This window comes from Nostoc sp. DedQUE12b (assembly GCF_034530835.1).
GTDB lineage: Bacteria > Cyanobacteriota > Cyanobacteriia > Cyanobacteriales > Nostocaceae > Nostoc.
The window spans coordinates 14,156-32,586 of record NZ_JAVRCI010000022.1 but is presented as its reverse complement, the minus strand read 5'-3'; the positions used below and the strand labels follow the sequence as shown (position 1 = coordinate 32,586).

The following is an 18,431-nucleotide window of genomic DNA, read 5'->3' as shown; positions in this document are numbered from 1 at the left end:
TTTTCGGAAAGCTGTTTTAAATTTGCTCGTGATAATTAACCTATACATCGGATGCACTTGGGGTATTGAGAGTTTTTTTAACGCTCGTTATTCTGAGGTTTCCCTAGCAGTTCTTGATTTTGGACAGTGAGTAAATTGAAGGGGTGTAGTCGGCTCGGCACATTTTAGCTGTGATTCTAAAACATCAATCTTTCGTAAAAGCGATACTCCCCACACTATAGAAATCACCAACTTGATAGTCATACCTACGAGCAAAAGTGTCACTATTGTGGCATTTCTCTTTTGTTGAGCCAGCCTTTTTTGTTGCTCTGCAAGCCTTGCTTCGACTTCTTGAGCACGTTCAGCCTCTAATGCTTGCTGTACTTCTCGCCGATCTAATTCTTCACTAGCAGCTAAAAACCGATAATCTAAGTTACTCAAGCTTTTACCATTTGCCCACATTTGAGCATCTATCAAGGCTTGTCCACGCAATAGGCGAGATTTATCTTTTTCTTCTGAGGCTATCCATGCATTAAAGGTTTCGTAGTAGGGGCGTAAGTAAGCTAATTTTTTTCCAACCCATTCTAAATTGAAAACTTCTTGATAGATTCGATTTTTTATTTTGAGACAACCTTGTTTTTTGATTACCAAACCAGACAGCAACAGTTCTACCTGTTCTCGACTATCGTCGGCTGGTACTTTCAATCCTTGGAGGATTTGTTGATAAATTCCTAACAATCTGGCGGCAAATTTTTCATTTCTGAGGATACGATCGCGAATAGTTCGTAAATGTTCTGGTTCATCTTGTGATTCCCATTTCTCAATGATGTACGATCGCACCACATTTTCTATCCAAAATTCTTCTGTGCCAGGGGGAATTTTCAGCTTTCTACCCACATCATCTTGAGATAAACTCACAAGTAGCCGACACAGCTTTTGAGTAAGAAATGGTTGCCCATCTGTCCAAGCTAATACTTCTTTCAAAACTTTCTGAGGATGATTGTCTTTAATATCTAGCCCCAAAGAAAGTGGTTGAGCTTCTTCAAAGGTGAAACCATTTACTTGGATGGTTTTACCAAGATTAAACGGGGTAGTATTATTTTGATATATAATTAAGTCTGAAGGTGTAGCAACCCCAAAAATTGCAAATGTAATCCGATAATACTCTGGATTAATTGCTCGTTGATTGTAACAGAACCGAATCAAATTAAAAAAGTCATCCACAGAGAAATCGAGGCTTAGTATACTATCAATTTCATCAATAAAAATAAATAGTTTTTCGTTAGGAAACTGAGTTAACAAAATGTCTGAAATAAATCGACTGGTTTTCTGAACTAAAGAAAGATCGTTTTGTTCTTGCCACCAGGTTTTTAAATTAACTTTTCCTAAAAGTTTAAAACTCAACCATAAATCGCCGACAACTCCTTTATACCACTGTTCTGGAGTTATATTTTCACAACCAATATTAGTCATATCAACAGTGGCACATCTAAAGCCCTCTTTTTGCAAGCGGTGCTTTGTTTTCACCATAAGTGAGGATTTACCCATTTGTCTACAGCTTAAAATGTGGCAAAATTCACCCTGTTTTAAAGCTTCGTAAAGTTCCACATCCGCTCTCCGCTGAACATAGCTAGGAGCGTCATTAGTAAGAGTACCACCAACTTGGTATCGATAATTTTTCATTTAATTGATTTTTAATTTTAAATTTCTTCTATATTTCAATCAGGAAACTTGCATAGGTAAGTTTGATAAATTATCATAATCCCGATGAAATATTAGGTTCATAGTAAAAACTTTATTATTTACTATGAACTCTTAAAACTAGTGTGAAAGTTTAATAGAAGTATTAGCACTATTTTGCTTTCCAAACTGTTGACTAAAATAAAGACGATATAATTCACACATGGCACTAGCTTGATTGCCGTTTAGTTGAACCAAACCCATACTTTCTAGTTTGTAAGCAGCGATCGCATCTAACTCCACTTTTTCATCTGTTGCAATTACCTGTTCCATAGCTGACATTAATTCTGGTTCTTCTTGCAGTAGTGTCAACAGTTCTCGTAAATGCTGACCGTAAATTCCTACTGGTGTAGATGCAGTTTCTAATAACACCTCTAGCGTCATTCCACTCTGACATAGATGATAAAATGCAAGGCTCACCAGATAGGGATGTCCTCCTACCATTGCTTGTAGGGGCGCAAGGCGTTTTGCCCCTTCCGAGTTTCCTGCCCAATCTAGCCCGTAACGTAATGCTAAACTCTGTACTTGCTTAAGGGTAAATGGTGGCAGTGTAATTGTTATGCCTACATTGAAAGGCGATTGGTTAAGCTTAAGCGGAATATAAATTTCTGTGGTGTGAACCACTACCATCCGTAGTTTTTGCCAAGTCTGATCTTGCTTTGCTTGTTCATGCCAAAATCGCAGCATTGGCAGAAAGTCTTGGGCAATTTTGGGATGTTCAAAAATCCGATGGACTTCATTTAAAGCCAAAACTAAAGGACTATCATTAATGTATTGCAACAGATAAGCTTCAAAATAGATTTTGCAGCTTACCTTGCTGCCCATTTCTATATCCCAAAAATCATCTATACAAGGAAAGAGATTTAACTGCCTACTGACATTTACACAAAACCAACGCAAAAATTTATCCAGGCAAGCAAAAACGTCTTGGTCAGCTTCTTGAAAGTCTAAATAGACAATTTGATAATCTTGCTCTTTAGCATAAGCAATCATCCGATTGAGTAGAGAACTTTTTCCCATCTTTCTAGGTGCTTTCAGCCTGATTAAGCAACCAGGGTGTAAAACCTCATTACAAACAAGTTCTTCCAGGGAAGGGCGATTAATATATAGATGAGAAGCTAGTGCTACAGGGCCGCTAGGAAATTCTATCTTGCTTGCTGAAAAAAAGTCTGGAGAAACAATTTCTAAGCTAGATTCTTCACCGAACTTTTCTTGGATCTGGTTTTCTTGATTACCTAACTCGTCTTGTAAGTATTTATTCAAGGCTAAATGCAAGTTTTTTTTCGTTATTCTTTTTCCAAGTGCGATAGAAAGGTCTTGCCACAACTCAGAACCAACTTCCTTAATGTAATTGTTGCCGTAGCCTGATACCTCTGCCATTTCACCATAAGTTTTACCCAACCATGATTGATAAAGCACAAACCACTGAATTGAATCGAGAGGCTTGTCTTGGAGAATTTTTTTTACAGATTGTAGAAGCTTATCCACAGTGTATAAATTGTTAAACAGGTAGGCAACTTACTTATAGCGGTTATCGGTTGAGTAAGGTATGAGAACCTCACCCCAACCACCTCCCCACAAGCGAGAAGGTAACTATGATGTACCTTATGTGATTAGGAAACGCTATATAATTTTTGGCCCACTAATAATATACATCTGAAAAAATACTTGAAACCAGAAAAATTAAAGATTGCATTGATACAATTTTAAACGCTATTAATAGCTCGCAAATATTATTGTAATTATATTTTTTTGCTAAGTTTTTGTATAATTAGATACTTTTTTATTGACGATTATTCTCTGTTATTTGGAGTAGGAAGTTAGTTCAGCCTAATGTAGCCTTGAAAAAGCTGATGAGAATCATGGCTCACTGGTATGAGATCCTAGAGACAGTCAATGGAGTGCGAACACAATGGAACAACATCAGAAGCCAACGGTTGTAATTACGGGTGCCTCTTCGGGGGTGGGTTTGTATGCTGCAAAAGCTCTTGCTGATAAAGGATGGTATGTGGTGTTAGCCTGTCGGGATTTAGCGAAGGCACAAAAAGCTGCTCAAGATGTGGAAATCCCCTACAACAGTTATACCAGCATACATATTGACCTTGGCTCCTTGGAAAGTGTTCGACAGTTTGTGAAGAACTTCCGAGCCACTGGCAAGTCTTTAGACGCTTTGGTGTGCAACGCTGCAATTTATATGCCCTTAATCAAAGAGCCGTTACGCAGCCCAGAAGGTTACGAGTTAACTGTCACTACTAATCATCTAGGGCATTTCTTATTGTGCAACCTGATGCTAGAGGATCTGAAAAAATCTTCTTTAGAGCCAAGGCTCGTAATATTAGGAACAGTCACGCACAATCCAGATGAACTAGGTGGAAAAATTCCACCACGTCCCGACTTAGGCGATTTGCAAGGCTTTGCAGAAGGGTTTAAAGAGCCAATATCGATGATTGATGGCAAGAAATTTGAACCAGTCAAAGCTTACAAAGACAGCAAGGTTTGCAACGTGCTGACTATGCGGGAACTGCACGAGCGCTTTCACGAGTCAACTGGTATCGTCTTCAATTCTCTTTATCCGGGATGTGTTGCAGAAACGCCGCTATTTAGAAACCACTATCCCCTGTTTCAGAAAATCTTCCCCTTATTCCAGAAGTACATCACTGGGGGATATGTGTCTCAAGAGTTGGCGGGAGAAAGGGTTGCTGCCGTAGTTGCCGATCCTGAGTATAATCAATCCGGTGTCTATTGGAGTTGGGGAAATCGCCAGAAGAAAGATGGCAAGTCTTTTGTGCAAAAAGTCTCTCCTCAAGCTCGTGATGACGACAAAGGCGATCGCATGTGGGAACTAAGTGCTAAGTTGGTTGGGATTGCCTGATGATACAGGACTTGGCGTTACCCTTGTGCATGATTCATCGATTCATCAATCCACTTTTTTGAATTGGCATTATGTAGAGGTAAAAATGGTTGAGGTGATTATTACGTCACCTCTGACTTTATTGATAACTTTATTTTAAGTAGCGCTACAGAGCCAATACAGTTGTTAAAAAAGCTAGTATTTAGTGCGATCCATTGGTAATTACTTTAGTTCGTAGGGTGCGTTACACTGTGTTAACGCACCGAATCTTAATTGTAAAAAGATACGAAAAGTTATCTAAACATTTCTGATTAAAACTGCCATGTCTTCTCTAAAGGCGCATTCCCAAACCCTATATGAAACTGATTACTTGCAATGGCTAGAAACGACTGTAGAAAAATTGCAAAGTCAGGATTACGCAAACGTTGAATGGGAGAACCTAATTGAAGAAATTGCCGATATGGTAAGGAATGAGCGCCGGAGTCTCAAGAGTAATCTGATTGTAATTCTGATGCATTTGCTCAAATGGCAATTTCAGCCCGATAAAAGAAGCGGTAGCTGGGAAGGAAGCATAATTGAACATCGTAGATGTGTCAAAGAAGCTCTAAATGATTCACCTAGTCTCAAATCCTATTTTGAGATAGTTTTTGCTGAGTGTTACACACAAGCGGTTAAGCAAGCAAAAGCTGAAACTGGCTTGTCAATGGAATCGTTTCCTCTGAAGTGCCCATACCAGCTAGCAGAAGTCACAGATGATGAGTTTTTACCTCAATAAGCCCTGAATCGGTCTGTATCTCACACTTCACTCTACAGTTATACCTCTATATTGGCTACTCTCTTGACTTAATACATGGAAAATATGTATAATAGCTGGCGCATAGAAGGGGAGTAGCTGCTGGCAAAAAAACTTGAAAGCCAGTACATCTGAATCAACATACTGGCGATGAGCCTGGTTCAGATGGCAAGTAATCAAATATTTGAAAGCGAGACCTTCACTAAGTTCACACCGAAAAGTGTAAACTTGGTGAGGTCTTTTGGTTCTCATCAAGCTTCACATCGGTAAACGATTCTTCAGGAGCTTGAGAGAGTGTTAACAGCTTTTACCGCAGGTTTATTACTAATTACAGTTTCAGAACTAGGCGATAAAACATTTTTTATTGCTGTGATTTTAGCAATGCACCACCCGCGGCGGCTGGTATTTATAGGTGTGACAGCTGCTTTGGCGGCGATGACAATCCTTTCGGTGATATTTGGACAAGCGGTATCTTTTTTACCAAAAGTTTTGATTCATTACGCTGAAATAGCTTTATTTATTGCCTTTGGTATCAAGCTGTTGTATGACGCTAGTAAGATGTCTGCCGCTGCTTGTGATACAGAAGTTGTACAAGAAGCAGAAGCTGCGGTGAAACAAGCCGATTTGCAGTTACCAAAGCAAAAGACTGGATTGGCAATTGTTGTAGAAGCCTTTGCGTTGACATTTATGGCGGAGTGGGGCGATCGCACCCAAATTGCCACTATTGCCCTAGCAGCAGGCAATAACCCCATTGGAGTGACAATAGGTGCAATTTTAGGACATGCTATTTGTGCTGCGATCGCAGTCATCGGCGGCAAAATGATTGCTGGACGCATTTCTGAGCGTCAACTCACCCTGATTGGCGGATGCCTGTTTTTAGTCTTTGGTATAGTTGCAGCCATTGAGGGAGCGTGAGGGGAAGAAGTAGGGGAGCAGAGGATCAGGGAAGGCAAGGGGACAAGGGGACAAGGTGACAAAAGTTAGAACTTGCAACAAGTCTTTCCCTTCCCCTTATCCCCAAATCTCTTCCCCATGCCCCATACTTCGGCTTCGCTCAGTACAAATGCCCAATGCCCAATACCCTTACTTGGGCGTACTTTCCGGTGAAGGCGCGGGAGATGCAACAGGATTAGGTGTGGGGGAAGCCGTTGCTGCCTTTTTAATTCCGTCTTTGTACTGAGCAGGTGCTAAAGCTACAGCACTATCAAACAAATGTTTTGCATCTGCGTCTTTGCCCTGTTGTTTCAGGAGCATCGCTTTTGCCACGACGGGGCGAAAATCCTTGGGATCTTTCTTAATTGCCTGGTCATAAACAGAGCTAGCTTGAGCGTAGCGTTTCTGAGAAGCATGAACAGAACCTAACAGCACCTGCACCGCTACTATATCTACACTTCCAGGCTGAATTGTATTTGCTTGGGCTGCATTAGAGAGGGTTTCTTGCAACAAACCAATGGCTGCTTCGGGGCGTTGCTGACTGATTAACAGAGCCACCATTCCTCGCAAAGCATTCAAATCGCCCGGTTTAGTGGACAAAATCGAACGATAAGCTTGAGCGGCTCCTTCGCGATCGCCAATTTGCTGTTTGGCTTGAGCTAGTAACACTGAATATTCTGACTGTTCGGGATTCAGTTTTGCTAGCTTTTCTAGGGGTTCAATGACAACTTGGATATCAGCTGGTTTAACCTCACTTTTATCTTTTTGACTCAGTAATTGCAGCCGTGCCTGTAATAAACCCTTAAGCGCAGTCTGATTTTCTGGTTCCCTTTGCAAAACCTGTTCATAACCCCGTACTTCGTCTTCCAGTTTTGATTTTTGGTCAGCGGAGGTCAAACTGCCTCTAGTGCTAGCGGTATTTTGGTTTGAGGGTGGCGTATTATTAAATGCTCCAATTATGGGAATCACCGAAACACCCACAAAAGCAAGAATTGCCACCGCTAAGACGACTTGAACTATCCAACGATTACGCGGTTGAGACACAATTTTGTCTTTCTCCTAAATTTTAATGACATTATCATTTACACAAATCGTAAAGTTAAAAATTTCCAAAACTTTGCGGAATACCGCCAATTGCCTGTGAATTTTATAACAATTAACTATCCACACTGCTAAAGTAAGTGATGACTTTAGGAGGAGCCGTCAGAATTGTAGCTATGATATGCTTCCGAAACTAGTGTAAAGCCGCTAAATTAGACATTTAGTGTTTATACATTAAATTTAGCGCCTTTAGGATTGTATAGAGTACCCTAGTGTGATTTTGTGAAAAGCCAATATACTTTCATCAGTCGCACAAATGCTCTTTCCAGCTGCCTTTGTAAAATCCCACAATGGGATGTGTCTCCGCCGCAAGGAGTTTTTATGAATTCCGACCTGATGCCGTTGCCTGAATCTTCCAATTCTTCTGCCTCTAACCAGGGCCCAACTAATGTAGAGGCAGCCGCTAATGTTCATATAGCAGCCCAGCCCTCTAAACAAGTTGACAATTTGCCTGTCAACCTCAGCGAAACTGACTCAAATGGGAACTTGATTAATCGCCAGCAACCGATTCCGCCTCCCAGCGAACCGATGCAGTATCGAGCGATCGGGTTAGTCCGGGGTCGCTATCATGCTAGTAGCGAACAATTTACTCAAGGTACTCTGCTGACTCCAGATGGTGTAGAACTCAATGCCGTCCTCCTAGGCCGGATTATGAGCTTAGTCAAGAATCATCTAGACTTAGAAAAAGAACACTTGTGGGTAGTATATCCACGTACTAGACAAGAAAATGATACCTTGCATATCCAAATCGTCGGAGTTTGGGAGCCAGAAAATCTGGCTAAAAACTCAACAGATGAGGACGAATCGGATTTTGAGTTGCAAGATTTACAGACACTCGATGATGGCTTATCCGAGAACTCTGAACTAAATACAACTGCCCCCAGACCTTCATCAGAAGTTGCAGATGGTGGTTTTTCTGTTCGTGGTGAAGTAGTATACCAATCTTTTGATGCTAAAAGTTTGGTAGTCAAAATTAGGCAGGCTCCACGCAAATCAACTGATAAACCCAAGTATTTTAAGTTGAAATTGAGGGGTGTGCTAACTACCAAAGCAGTGGGAAAATTCTGGGACTTCCAAGCCAAGAGGGAAGCAGACGTTTTAGTAGTAGAAAAAGCTGAAGCGATCGCTGATTTGCCCAAAAAACGCAAACCACCATTTAAAGGTGGGCCTCGTGCTGGCAGTGGTGGTGGTGCTGGTAGTAGAAAACCATTCCCTCCCAGACGCACTGGCGAAACTCCTCGTCCCATCAAGAAAACAAGTACAGGCGGCGACCCTTCAGTGGTGTCAAAACCTATACCAAGAACACCCGCTCCTAAACCCATCAAGCGACCGAAACCGACTCAAGAGTAGGGCATGGGGTATGGGGCATTGGGCATGGGGCACAATAGGCAGAGGTGCAAAGGAGCAGAGGGGCAGAGGGGAAAGACTTACTCCTACTTCTCCTCTGCTCCCCCGGTTACTGAGCGTAGTCGAAGTATGCTCCCCTGCTCCCCTGCCCTGCTCCAATCAAAAATCCGTCCGACGGTCTTGGGGTAGAAAAGATCGCTCCATCGGAATTGGAGAAACTGGTTCTGTCAGGGTAAACGTACCTGCTTCGATCCACTTTTTCAACTCTAGGGCGACTTGCCTAGAAAAAAACAAACTCGCTAAGGGGGCAGAGCGTACTGCTTTGCCCTCTATGGTGATCCACCCAGATTTGAGTTGGGCGTAACTCACCAAACCAAAGGTGGGACGAACGCGCCGGGGAATGGAAAAATCCACTATTGGGGCTACTAATTCTTGATCTTGGACGGCGCAGTGTTCAATTACTTGTTCATTTAATACAGGTAGTGGTACACCAACCCCTAACATTAATGATGGGCCATAACTTTTGAAGTAACACCCCCGCACCCAATGAGCATCCATTTGCTTGGCATCACCAATTAAAGCTAAGGTGGCAGAAGGCCCAATTGGTGTACGATTAGCTAAACGCTTTTGCAAGGGGAAGTGCTGAGTGCCTTCCCAAGCGACATAGCCAATACCGCCGCCTAAAAAAATTCGAGTACCTATACCAACGAGTTGCAAATCGGGGTCGTTGAGTAAGGGGGAAATCGCACCAGGATTAGAATAAACAGCATTTCCCAGACGCGGTTGTAAAGGGCCGAGATAGGTGAAGAGGGGGCGATCGCCACCATTTACACCAACAATAAAATTTTGATAAAGATTGCGCGGATTGAATAAATAAAACTGATTAATTGTGTCATTGGTAATTGTAGTTTCAAAATTTGCTCTGGGATAACAATCTGTTACTTGTCCTTGCGCTTTCACGTGTATAGATTTACCAGCAATCAAATCTTCGATTATATGACCACCACCACGTTCTCGCACTTCTTCCCCATCCGTCGTCTCCACAGGGCAACTCGCACCTAAATATAAATCTACTGCCCCAAAACCAGAGTATGCTGGCACGCCATCTAACCAACAACGGCGAATTTTTATTGGGGGATCGGTATGTCCCAGATTGATAATTGCACCACTTGATTCCATTGGCTCAAAAGTACCAGTGGTAATTACATCAACTTCTTTAGCAGCTTTAGTAACACCGATTTCTACAACTCGTGCTTTTAATTCTTCAGTTGTCAACACCACCGCACGTTGGCGCTTAATTTTCTCGTTAATTTCTGCAATTGTTCGCATCTTCTCAGTGCTTGCGCTTCCTGCTGAATGGTGAATGGGGAGAAAGACTCAAAAGTATGAGATTTCCAACTTATAAAAAAAAAAGTTGGGAATCTTATTGTTTTTTCACTCCAGCACTCATTATCCCAATCGCTTCAAAATTTGCAAAATTTCATATAACTCCAAGTGACTAATCTTATTTTTTCAAGATATCATCATCAATCGAGGGATTATCATTTCTATCTGGATTTTCTGCCGTCCAATTATCATCTGTTCCAGGAGATTCAGACACTATTACAAACTCAGTCTCTTTTTTATGATGATTTCCCCATTCATCTAAAACATCTTTAATTAACACCTCTTGTAACCAAATCTTAGCGACAACAGTTAAAGGTAGCGCTAGAAATAATCCTAAAAAGCCAAAGAAAGTTACGAAAAATAGCTGGGCTATTAAGGTGATAGCGGGTAGCAATGAGACTTGATGCGCCATGACAACAGGCGTAATGAAATTACTCTCAATCTGTTGAATAATAAAGTAGAGAATCAAGACAGCGACCGCTTTCCAAGGTTCATCTAAGAAAGCGATCGCCATTGCTGGGATTACACTCATTGTCGGCCCCAAATTGGGAATCAAGTTAAAAAATCCCGCTAAAACCGCTAAAGCAAGTGCTGCCTTGACATGCAAAATTGATAAGCCAATCAAACTCATCACCCCCACTACAAAGATGGCAATGAAAGCGCCTGTAATCCATCCCTCCAAAGAGACTTCACATTTATCTAAAATCCCATCTACCCGCCGCCGATAAAATGAGGGGAAAAGCCGCACAAATACTTTGCGGTAAGCCACGGGGTCGGCTAAGATCATTCCTGTTAAAACCAATACTAGCAAAATCTTGAGGACAACTTCCAAAGAGCCAGATACAAAGGCAAAGGAGTTTCCCAGTAGCCGATTGGCGAAGGGCTGTACTTGTTGGATGAGACTATTGATATCTGGGATATAAGGAACTAACTGGTCAGGAATACGAGTTCTCAAAGCATCAAGCCAACTATTAAAGCGTCCAAACCCTTTAGGAACTTGATAGGTTAATTCTTGAAACTGCTGGGCAAATGGCGGTACAATAAGCCAGAAAAAACCCACGATCCCTGCGAAAAAGATAGCTACTGCTAAGAGGACGGCGAATCCACGCCTCATCCCCAATCTTTGAAAGCGTTTAGCTAGGCGATTTAAGGTGGTGGCTAACACAACTGCGGCAAACATCAGCAAAAGCACTTCCCGAATTTGCCACAGGATGTATAAACAAAGAAGTATGGCGATTAAGCCGATCCATTGACCCAGGTTCACAGGCTAACTCCCAACGGTTGGCAAGATGCAATTTTCTTGTAATTCAGCTAGGTTAGCTGATTTTAGGAACTTGTGCGTAGATAGTTTGAGTTAATTTTGTTTTTGTGCTTGAAATCGCCACAGTAGAGCGATCGCTACCATCGCAATCGGCAATAATACTATAATCAGCGCGTTGGTTGCTGTCGCCGGAATTGGTAGACTTGGCCCTGCATACTTAATCAATACTGATAAGAAAGCCGAGAGTAAAAGCAGTTTTAGAATTAATCCTAGTTGATTTTTCATAAAAGTACGGCAATACAGATTTTTGTGGTACATACAAATTTGCGTTGTACCCTGTAGTTTCTAGAATAAACCCACAGATACAATCCTTGTAGTTTTCACAAAAATATAATTTCCAGTACCTGTCAGGAGCGAAGGATGTGAAGTGCGATCGCTATTACACGTTGTTAGTGCTGCCTGAACCTCAGACAGCACATTATACACTATTAAAGCTTTACAGAAAGTAACCAAAGCAGCCTTTGATTAATTCAAGTTAAGCACAAAGAAATGCAGAGTTTTAGCAAACTTTATTTGCTCCGACCTGGCTCAATTCTATATTTAGCTTTAATCAATTCAGGCAATTCTATCAAAAGTTTTTTCACTCTAGCTTGAATATATTTAGGATTTTTAGGTACACGTTTAGCTATATATCTTAATAAAGCAATCTGATAGCCAAACTTATATTGAATTGCGGAAAATATATTAGACTTGACCTCGTTCCCTGAGCCATTGTCTAGGTTTTTTAACTTTGATACTTCACGACGATATACGGGATGTTCTCCCCAAACACAGGCAAAGTGTACAAGAGCAGGAGATACCACCTGATTATATTTTTGAAAAGTAGATTTACCTGTAATCGCATCTATATCAAAAGAACCACGAAGACCGATAGGTGTTCGCATCGTCTGACCATTATCTTCAAACATATTTTGATTGTGTAGCATCATAGCTAGACCAAAAATACGTTCATCATTAGGGCCATCACCACGAAATTCACTAATACCTAGCTTTTTCCAGTCTCTTGAAAATTCTAGTGCTGTTTCAAAAAATGCCTTAGTAGTATCGTTTTTTTCAAAATAATAGAGACCTCCATTAAATCTAGGTAATTTTGTCAAATTAAATTGTTTGAGTGTGTTATCTACATCAATGAATTTATCTTTATCACCTGCTTGAAGATATTCATTACCTGCCACACTAAAACTTCTGCCTTTAAAATCATCAAAAATAAAGTTAATATCCCTCACTGCTATGCAATCACTATCAATACAAAGTGTATATTCAAATGGAGAATAATCATAAATGTGAAGCTTTTGTTTGACGTTAGAACCGTATTCCTCTCTAAGGTTTATAACATAATCATAAAGTTCTAGTAAATCTTTATCGTTTTTATTATCAGTAACAATAGCACGCGGAATATTTGGTGAATGAAGACGTAGAGAACGTGCTAATGACTTTGCCATTTCGAGATAATAAGACGCTCCGTAAGCATATGTGATAATACCACGTTGTGAAATAAACATTGTTTTTGATTAATAGTAACCAAGCTTTAGTTGTCTAGCTGCATTCTACCTTACACGCCAAAGAACGAATATCTACTAATATCAACCAAGCTTAAATTTTATATAAAGTGTCCGTAAAGTATGGTTTGAATTTTATTTTAATCTATTGAAACCAACCTATCTATACTTTGAAAAAAATTTCAAAGTAGCAATATGTACAGCAATAAACAACACAGATATCGAATTTTATATTCATCCAAGCCTAAAATTAAATGTAGAAAATAGATTTTCATTACATCTATTAACTTGATATTAGGTGCTTGCAAAAAATAAATTATCCCAAATTATTTGTATATTTGTAGGGGCGCAAGACCTTGCGCCCCTACAATGGAATATTTTTTAACTGGAAGTCCCTTAAAATCAGTTCTTTGACAATCGCGATGCAATGCTAAACTTTCCCCAGCTGGGAGTATTGGTATAACTTTGATTTTGACTTCGGGAATTGAAATAGTAGCAAGTAAACATTTCATTAAGTTGCAATGGTGAGGCAGTTGCTCAAAGGCGGTTGCCACCATGAGGAACTGCCGAACCCGAAGGGGTGCTTTATTTCCGCTGTGCTGCACTAGTTGCTTATTCCCTATTAAGAGATACTAAAAGCAGGTATATAGGCAAGAAAATATGGAATCCCTTACCTCTCGTATGCAGGCGGTACAATCGCCAATTATTCCTGTGGTTGGGGAACTGATTAAAAACTCTCCTGGAACCATTTCTCTAGGACAAGGTGTTGTTTCTTACAACCCACCACATGAAGCAATAGAATTTTTAGCTAAATTCTTAGCCGAACCCGCTAATAATTTATACAAATCAGTAGAGGGAATTCCCCCTTTACTGACAGCACTTGCGGAACAATTGCAAGCCTTCAACGGGATTGAAATCAACGAGGAAAACTGTATCGTTGTAACAGCAGGGAGCAATATGGGATTTATGAATGCCATTCTTGCTATCACTAATCCAGGCGACGAAATTATTCTGAACACACCCTACTATTTCAACCACGAAATGGCGATCGCAATGGCTGGTTGTCGTCCGGTATTAGTGGCCACAGATGAAAATTACCAACTGCGTCCAGAAGCGATCGCTCAAGCAATTACTCCCAAAACACGCGCTGTGGTGACAATTTCACCCAATAATCCCACTGGAGTTGTCTATTCTGAAGCCGCATTACGCCAAGTAAATCAAATTTGTGCTACTCACAGTATTTACCACATCAGCGATGAAGCATATCAATTCTTTACCTATAACGGGGTAAAACACGTTTCACCTGGGTCATTTGATAATAGCAGTGAGTACACCATTTCTCTCTATAGTTTTTCTAAAGCATACGGTTTTGCCAGTTGGCGCATTGGTTATATGGTGATTCCCAAACACTTACTTGTCGCCGTTAAAAAAGTCCAGGATACAATTTTGATTTGTCCGCCAGTCATTTCTCAATATGCAGCTTTAGGGGCATTGCAGGCAAAAGAGGATTATTTGAAGAGTCATATAGGAGCGTTGGCGCACCCCGCCGTAGGCATCGCTCAAGTACGCCAACTAGTATTAGACTCCCTCAACCGTCTACAAGGCTTATGTAGCATTATTCCCGCAGATGGCGCTTTCTACTTTTTCCTCAAAGTTCATACCCAAATGGATGCTTTTGAGTTAGTCAAAAGACTGATCCAGGAATATAAAGTAGCAGTTATTCCAGGTACAACCTTTGGTATGGATGACGGATGCTACCTACGTGTTGCCTATGGGGCGCTGCAAAAAGAGACAGCAAAAGAAGGTATAGAAAGATTGGTACAGGGTTTGGAAACTATAGTTACAAGTTAGAAGTCATTCAATTCCTGCCTCCTTCAAGAAGACGTTAAGCTGTGTTAGTCTACCTAATACAGAACAGCGGAAATAAACATACGATTTCAAATGACGCAAGAGCTTAGAATATAATTATTTTGACTTTTGACACTTCGACTCCGCTCAGTGTTAACTTTTGACTTCCGCCTTGCGGTACTCGTCCGCAATCCTAAATATAAAATTCAACAGATGCCAATTATTAATAAGTTAATTGAAATTGAAACTGAGCCAAAAATTAATATTCATAATATCACCCCACAAATTCAAGATTTTATTGCCTCAACATTAATTAAAAATGGACAAGTTTTAGTATTTTCTCAACACACAACAACAGCGTTGTCTATCAACGAAAATGAAGTCAGATTATTAGAAGATATAAAAGTATTCTTGCAAAAAATAGCACCGGAATCAGACAGCTATTTACATAATGACTTGCATTTAAGAGATGTCCCAGAAGATGAGCCGATTAATGCTCACTCTCATTTAATGGCAATGATGCTGACCACGAGTGAGATAATTCCCATTGTGGATGGTAAATTAGCTTTGGGAACCTGGCAATCTGTATTGTTTTTTGAGTTGGATGGGCCGCGTAAAAGAACGGTATTTGTACAGATTTCTGGCGAATAATCCAATTTCACACCCGCAATGCTTTTAGAACAACCTAAATCTGAGAGAATTACGAACACGACTAATAAGTACATCAGTTGAACTTACCTACAGTAATTAAAAACCTGAAAGAATGTTTTCCAGCATCACCTTCCTTTCCACAAACCAGGACTTTTGTTGTGTCAAAGGCAGAGGCCATTAGTTATGAAAAATAACGATAATTTTGTATTACGTAATACTTGGTACTATGCTCTGCCTAGCGATCAAATCAAGCCAGGTATGATGATCAGCCGCATTTTCTTGGGAGAACCTGTGCTGTTAGTTCGCAGCCAGGATGGCAAAGTGTCTGCAATGACAGACATTTGTCCCCATCGTGGTGTGCCCTTGAGTTGTGGGAGATTCAATGGGCAGGAAGTTGAATGCTGTTATCACGGTTGGCGCTTTAACTCTGCTGGGCGCTGTACTGCGATACCTTCTCTTGTGGAGGAGCAGCAAATGGATTTGAGTCGCTTCGACGTGCAGTCATATAGTATTCGCGAAGCCCAAGGGAATATCTGGATATATATGCCCGATCCCGATAACCCTCAACCTGCATCTGATATGGAAATTCCGGTAATTCCAGGGTTTGATGGGCGATCGCACCAGTTTGTAGAAGTAGTAAAATTTCCTTGTTTTATAGATCATGCAGTAGTAGGTCTGATGGATCCTGCTCATTCACCCTACGTTCATCGTGCTTGGTGGTGGCGAAATGAGCAATTGCACGAAGAAGTAAAGCAATTTGATGCTTCGCCCTACGGCTTTACGATGCGACGACACCGATTACCAGCCAATGGTGGTCGATTATACTGGTTGATTGGCGGTGGTGTGCCAGAAACGGAGATTTCCTTTCGTTTGCCTGGAGTCAGAATTGAAGAAACCACCATTGGTAATAATCGAGTCGTTAATTTGACGGCAGTTACACCAATTTCAGACATCGAAACTGAAGTAACTTTTGCTCTTTACTGGACACTTCCTTGGGTGGGATTTTTCAAACCACTGTTACACGTGCTGGCGCGGACTTTCATTGGCCAAGACCGAACGGTTGTGGAAAAACAGCAAATTGGTTTGAAATATAATCCTGTGCTGCGGCTGATTAAAGACTCAGATATGCAGGCACAGTGGTATTACCAGTTAAAGCGGGAGTACGCTCGATCTGTCGCTGAAGGACGAGAATTTGTCAATCCTGTCAAGAGTCAAATACTGCGCTGGCGTGCTTAAATTACTCCAAAGTAAATTCGGCAAATTCTCTCTGCCCGAATAGCATATTTCGGTCTACGGCTGACAAGACTTTATTATTGGCACGTTGGCTATTTAAAGAGCGAACAACTAACTGCGCCACATCTGCACGATTGATGCTACCAATAATGTGCGGATCTTCAGTCAAAACACCATTACCCGTTGCTGGTTCTGACTTGAGTCCACCAGGACGGATGATTGTATAGGTAAGTCCACTGGCAATTAAGTGTTGTTCGGCTTTGTCTTTCTCAGCTAAAACTTTTCCCAGTACCTCTAAAACTTGGGGTGAGGCAGCAACAACACTACTGCCAGCACCTATGGAAGATACAAGAATAAACTTTTGCACTCCAGCTTTAACTGCTGCATCGATTAGATTTCTATTACCAGGGTAATCCGGCCTTTCTACATCTGAAGGTAAACCGCCAATTGTACTAATAACGGTGTGAATAGGTTCATCTGTCACGATTGCGCGTTCGACATCGCCAATATTCAAGGCATCTCCCTGAACTACTTCAATACCCATTGCTTCTAGCTCACTAGCAACTGTTGCTGTTCTCAGGAGTGCTTTAACCTTTAGCTGTTGAGATGTCAGATATTGAGCAATTTCTCGACCAACACCGCGACTTGCTCCAGCGAGAAAAATATAAGATCCAATTGTCATAATAAATTTAACTATTTACGCTCAAAGGATTTTATCAGAGGATTGGCAGTATTTAATAATTGCTCAAGCGACTGAGATGCTTCTGGTTGATGACGAACATGAGTGTCAATAAACAAATTAATGATTTCACTCATAAGCAAACGGAAGCTTTCTTGGGGTTGGGTGGCGGGAAAGTCCAACAAGGGTGTCTTTAAGGTGGAGTCTGGCTGATTAACTATCGAAAAGTGATTTGCCCCTTCCAAAAGTAGTAGATAGCTATCATTTCGTCCGCCAGTAATTGCTTCTTGGAATGTACGGATGACTGAGGTGGTAGCATTTCCAGGACTTATACCATAGCGATCGCAGCTGTTGGCAATTATTCCATCGCAGGTTCCTCCCATCAGTAGAAGTGGTAGGGAGTCTGGTAAGGGTAAAATAGTACCTGCCTCATACCCTAGTGATAACGTTGCCATAGTGTGTAAACCATAGCCAAAAGATGCTGCAATTTGAGGGAAAAAATGAGGATCGGCATTTTCGATTGCTACTCTACCACCTGCGGAGTGTCCACCTAAAATTATTCGTTGCAGATCGAGCATTCCAGCTAAAATACCCTCAGACTGTAACTGTTCCACTTTCGCTAGCAGTGCAGGTAAAGCCGAAGCAGTCGGAACAGTACGATAAATTGTTGGTTTCCTCTTTTCAATATCAATCCCTGGAGTCAGACTAATTATTCCTGGCATAACTTCTGCAATCCAGTTAAACAGAATCACCACTAGTCCATGTTCAGCGAGTTTAACCGCCAACCATTGATATTGTTGAGCATCACAGTTAAAGCCGTTAAAGAAAATCACTACTGGAAAAGGTGCTTTTTCTAAATCTACTGGCAAAATTTCTCTATTTATTTCTACCTGACTCGGCATCTGTGCTGGATAGAAAATTTTCAGGTGAATAGTATCGTAAGGAGACTGGAAACCCTCAATTTTAGCAGCTTGGAAAAAATTATCAACTGTCATCTGGTTTTTCCTAATATCATTTTCCGAAAATTATTCTATTGCCCAGGTACAACTACTCCCAATAGGGTTCGGATA

16 protein-coding genes are annotated in these 18,431 nt (G+C 41.0%); 7 read left to right on the top strand and 9 right to left on the bottom strand.

Going from position 1 to position 18,431, the window contains the following annotated elements; all coding sequences use genetic code 11:
• Window positions 1-87: 87 nt before the first annotated feature.
• The gene (locus RMY16_RS13605) at window positions 88-1,662 is read right to left on the bottom strand and encodes an AAA-like domain-containing protein (RefSeq protein ID WP_322662817.1); all 1,575 of its coding nucleotides are present in this window, start codon (window positions 1,660-1,662) and stop codon (window positions 88-90) included.
• Between the two features lie 138 nt (window positions 1,663-1,800).
• On the bottom strand, window positions 1,801-3,207 hold the full coding sequence (locus RMY16_RS13600) for an AAA-like domain-containing protein (RefSeq protein WP_322736805.1): 1,407 nt from the start codon (window positions 3,205-3,207) through the stop codon (window positions 1,801-1,803).
• A 424-nt stretch (window positions 3,208-3,631) separates the two neighbouring features.
• Here RMY16_RS13600 and RMY16_RS13595 point away from each other — a divergent pair, with 424 nt between their 5' ends.
• The 3 genes from RMY16_RS13595 to RMY16_RS13585 all read left to right on the top strand — a co-directional run bounded on the left by RMY16_RS13595 (window position 3,632) and on the right by RMY16_RS13585 (window position 6,278).
• A complete protein-coding gene (locus tag RMY16_RS13595) occupies window positions 3,632-4,591 on the top strand; it encodes a protochlorophyllide reductase (RefSeq protein ID WP_322736804.1) in 960 nt (319 codons plus the stop codon).
• 301 nt (window positions 4,592-4,892) lie between these two features.
• A complete protein-coding gene (locus tag RMY16_RS13590) occupies window positions 4,893-5,345 on the top strand; it encodes a DUF29 domain-containing protein (protein WP_322736803.1) in 453 nt (150 codons plus the stop codon).
• Between the two features lie 312 nt (window positions 5,346-5,657).
• Complete coding sequence (locus RMY16_RS13585) at window positions 5,658-6,278, top strand: TMEM165/GDT1 family protein (protein ID WP_322736802.1); 621 nt, start codon at window positions 5,658-5,660, stop codon at window positions 6,276-6,278.
• 168 nt (window positions 6,279-6,446) lie between these two features.
• On the opposite strand, the gene RMY16_RS13580 is transcribed toward RMY16_RS13585, so the two are convergent.
• The gene (locus RMY16_RS13580; protein WP_322736801.1) at window positions 6,447-7,340 is read right to left on the bottom strand and encodes a tetratricopeptide repeat protein; all 894 of its coding nucleotides are present in this window, start codon (window positions 7,338-7,340) and stop codon (window positions 6,447-6,449) included.
• Window positions 7,341-7,718: 378 nt separating this feature from the next.
• Between RMY16_RS13580 and RMY16_RS13575 the strand changes: the two genes are divergently transcribed.
• Window positions 7,719-8,747 (top strand): hypothetical protein, encoded by a 1,029-nt coding sequence (locus RMY16_RS13575; protein WP_322736800.1) that lies wholly within the window; start codon window positions 7,719-7,721, stop codon window positions 8,745-8,747.
• A 156-nt stretch (window positions 8,748-8,903) separates the two neighbouring features.
• Here RMY16_RS13575 and RMY16_RS13570 read toward each other — a convergent pair whose 3' ends face one another.
• The 4 genes from RMY16_RS13570 to RMY16_RS13555 all read right to left on the bottom strand — a co-directional run bounded on the left by RMY16_RS13570 (window position 8,904) and on the right by RMY16_RS13555 (window position 12,953).
• Entirely contained in the window at window positions 8,904-10,073 is a 1,170-nt protein-coding gene (locus RMY16_RS13570; protein WP_322736799.1) for a homocysteine biosynthesis protein, read from the bottom strand.
• 175 nt (window positions 10,074-10,248) lie between these two features.
• The gene (locus RMY16_RS13565) at window positions 10,249-11,394 is read right to left on the bottom strand and encodes an AI-2E family transporter (RefSeq protein WP_322736798.1); all 1,146 of its coding nucleotides are present in this window, start codon (window positions 11,392-11,394) and stop codon (window positions 10,249-10,251) included.
• Between the two features lie 90 nt (window positions 11,395-11,484).
• The gene (locus RMY16_RS13560) at window positions 11,485-11,676 is read right to left on the bottom strand and encodes a hypothetical protein (RefSeq protein WP_322662834.1); all 192 of its coding nucleotides are present in this window, start codon (window positions 11,674-11,676) and stop codon (window positions 11,485-11,487) included.
• A 284-nt stretch (window positions 11,677-11,960) separates the two neighbouring features.
• Complete coding sequence (locus tag RMY16_RS13555; RefSeq protein ID WP_322736797.1) at window positions 11,961-12,953, bottom strand: hypothetical protein; 993 nt, start codon at window positions 12,951-12,953, stop codon at window positions 11,961-11,963.
• 657 nt (window positions 12,954-13,610) lie between these two features.
• On the opposite strand from RMY16_RS13555, the gene RMY16_RS13550 reads away from it, so the two are divergent.
• From RMY16_RS13550 to RMY16_RS13540, 3 genes are all read left to right on the top strand, one after another.
• Complete coding sequence (locus tag RMY16_RS13550) at window positions 13,611-14,801, top strand: pyridoxal phosphate-dependent aminotransferase (RefSeq protein ID WP_322736796.1); 1,191 nt, start codon at window positions 13,611-13,613, stop codon at window positions 14,799-14,801.
• 210 nt (window positions 14,802-15,011) lie between these two features.
• Complete coding sequence (locus RMY16_RS13545; protein ID WP_322736843.1) at window positions 15,012-15,449, top strand: secondary thiamine-phosphate synthase enzyme YjbQ; 438 nt, start codon at window positions 15,012-15,014, stop codon at window positions 15,447-15,449.
• A 183-nt stretch (window positions 15,450-15,632) separates the two neighbouring features.
• Complete coding sequence (locus tag RMY16_RS13540) at window positions 15,633-16,685, top strand: aromatic ring-hydroxylating dioxygenase subunit alpha (RefSeq protein ID WP_322736795.1); 1,053 nt, start codon at window positions 15,633-15,635, stop codon at window positions 16,683-16,685.
• Between the two features lies 1 nt (window position 16,686).
• On the opposite strand, the gene RMY16_RS13535 is transcribed toward RMY16_RS13540, so the two are convergent.
• Both RMY16_RS13535 and RMY16_RS13530 read right to left on the bottom strand, forming a co-directional pair.
• Complete coding sequence (locus RMY16_RS13535; RefSeq protein WP_322736794.1) at window positions 16,687-17,364, bottom strand: SDR family oxidoreductase; 678 nt, start codon at window positions 17,362-17,364, stop codon at window positions 16,687-16,689.
• Between the two features lie 11 nt (window positions 17,365-17,375).
• Window positions 17,376-18,356, bottom strand: coding sequence for a dienelactone hydrolase (locus tag RMY16_RS13530; RefSeq protein WP_322736793.1), 981 nt, complete (start codon window positions 18,354-18,356; stop codon window positions 17,376-17,378).
• Window positions 18,357-18,431: the final 75 nt, after the last annotated feature.

Coding starts and splice junctions, on each gene's coding strand:
- RMY16_RS13535 (WP_322736794.1), bottom strand. CDS start 17,364: ATGACAATTGGATCTTATATTTTTCTCGCTGGAGCAAGTCGCGGTGTT.
- RMY16_RS13545 (WP_322736843.1), top strand. CDS start 15,012: ATGCCAATTATTAATAAGTTAATTGAAATTGAAACTGAGCCAAAAATT.
- RMY16_RS13570 (WP_322736799.1), bottom strand. CDS start 10,073: ATGCGAACAATTGCAGAAATTAACGAGAAAATTAAGCGCCAACGTGCG.
- RMY16_RS13540 (WP_322736795.1), top strand. CDS start 15,633: ATGAAAAATAACGATAATTTTGTATTACGTAATACTTGGTACTATGCT.
- RMY16_RS13530 (WP_322736793.1), bottom strand. CDS start 18,356: ATGACAGTTGATAATTTTTTCCAAGCTGCTAAAATTGAGGGTTTCCAG.
- RMY16_RS13595 (WP_322736804.1), top strand. CDS start 3,632: ATGGAACAACATCAGAAGCCAACGGTTGTAATTACGGGTGCCTCTTCG.
- RMY16_RS13575 (WP_322736800.1), top strand. CDS start 7,719: ATGAATTCCGACCTGATGCCGTTGCCTGAATCTTCCAATTCTTCTGCC.
- RMY16_RS13590 (WP_322736803.1), top strand. CDS start 4,893: ATGTCTTCTCTAAAGGCGCATTCCCAAACCCTATATGAAACTGATTAC.
- RMY16_RS13560 (WP_322662834.1), bottom strand. CDS start 11,676: ATGAAAAATCAACTAGGATTAATTCTAAAACTGCTTTTACTCTCGGCT.
- RMY16_RS13555 (WP_322736797.1), bottom strand. CDS start 12,953: ATGTTTATTTCACAACGTGGTATTATCACATATGCTTACGGAGCGTCT.
- RMY16_RS13550 (WP_322736796.1), top strand. CDS start 13,611: ATGGAATCCCTTACCTCTCGTATGCAGGCGGTACAATCGCCAATTATT.
- RMY16_RS13605 (WP_322662817.1), bottom strand. CDS start 1,662: ATGAAAAATTATCGATACCAAGTTGGTGGTACTCTTACTAATGACGCT.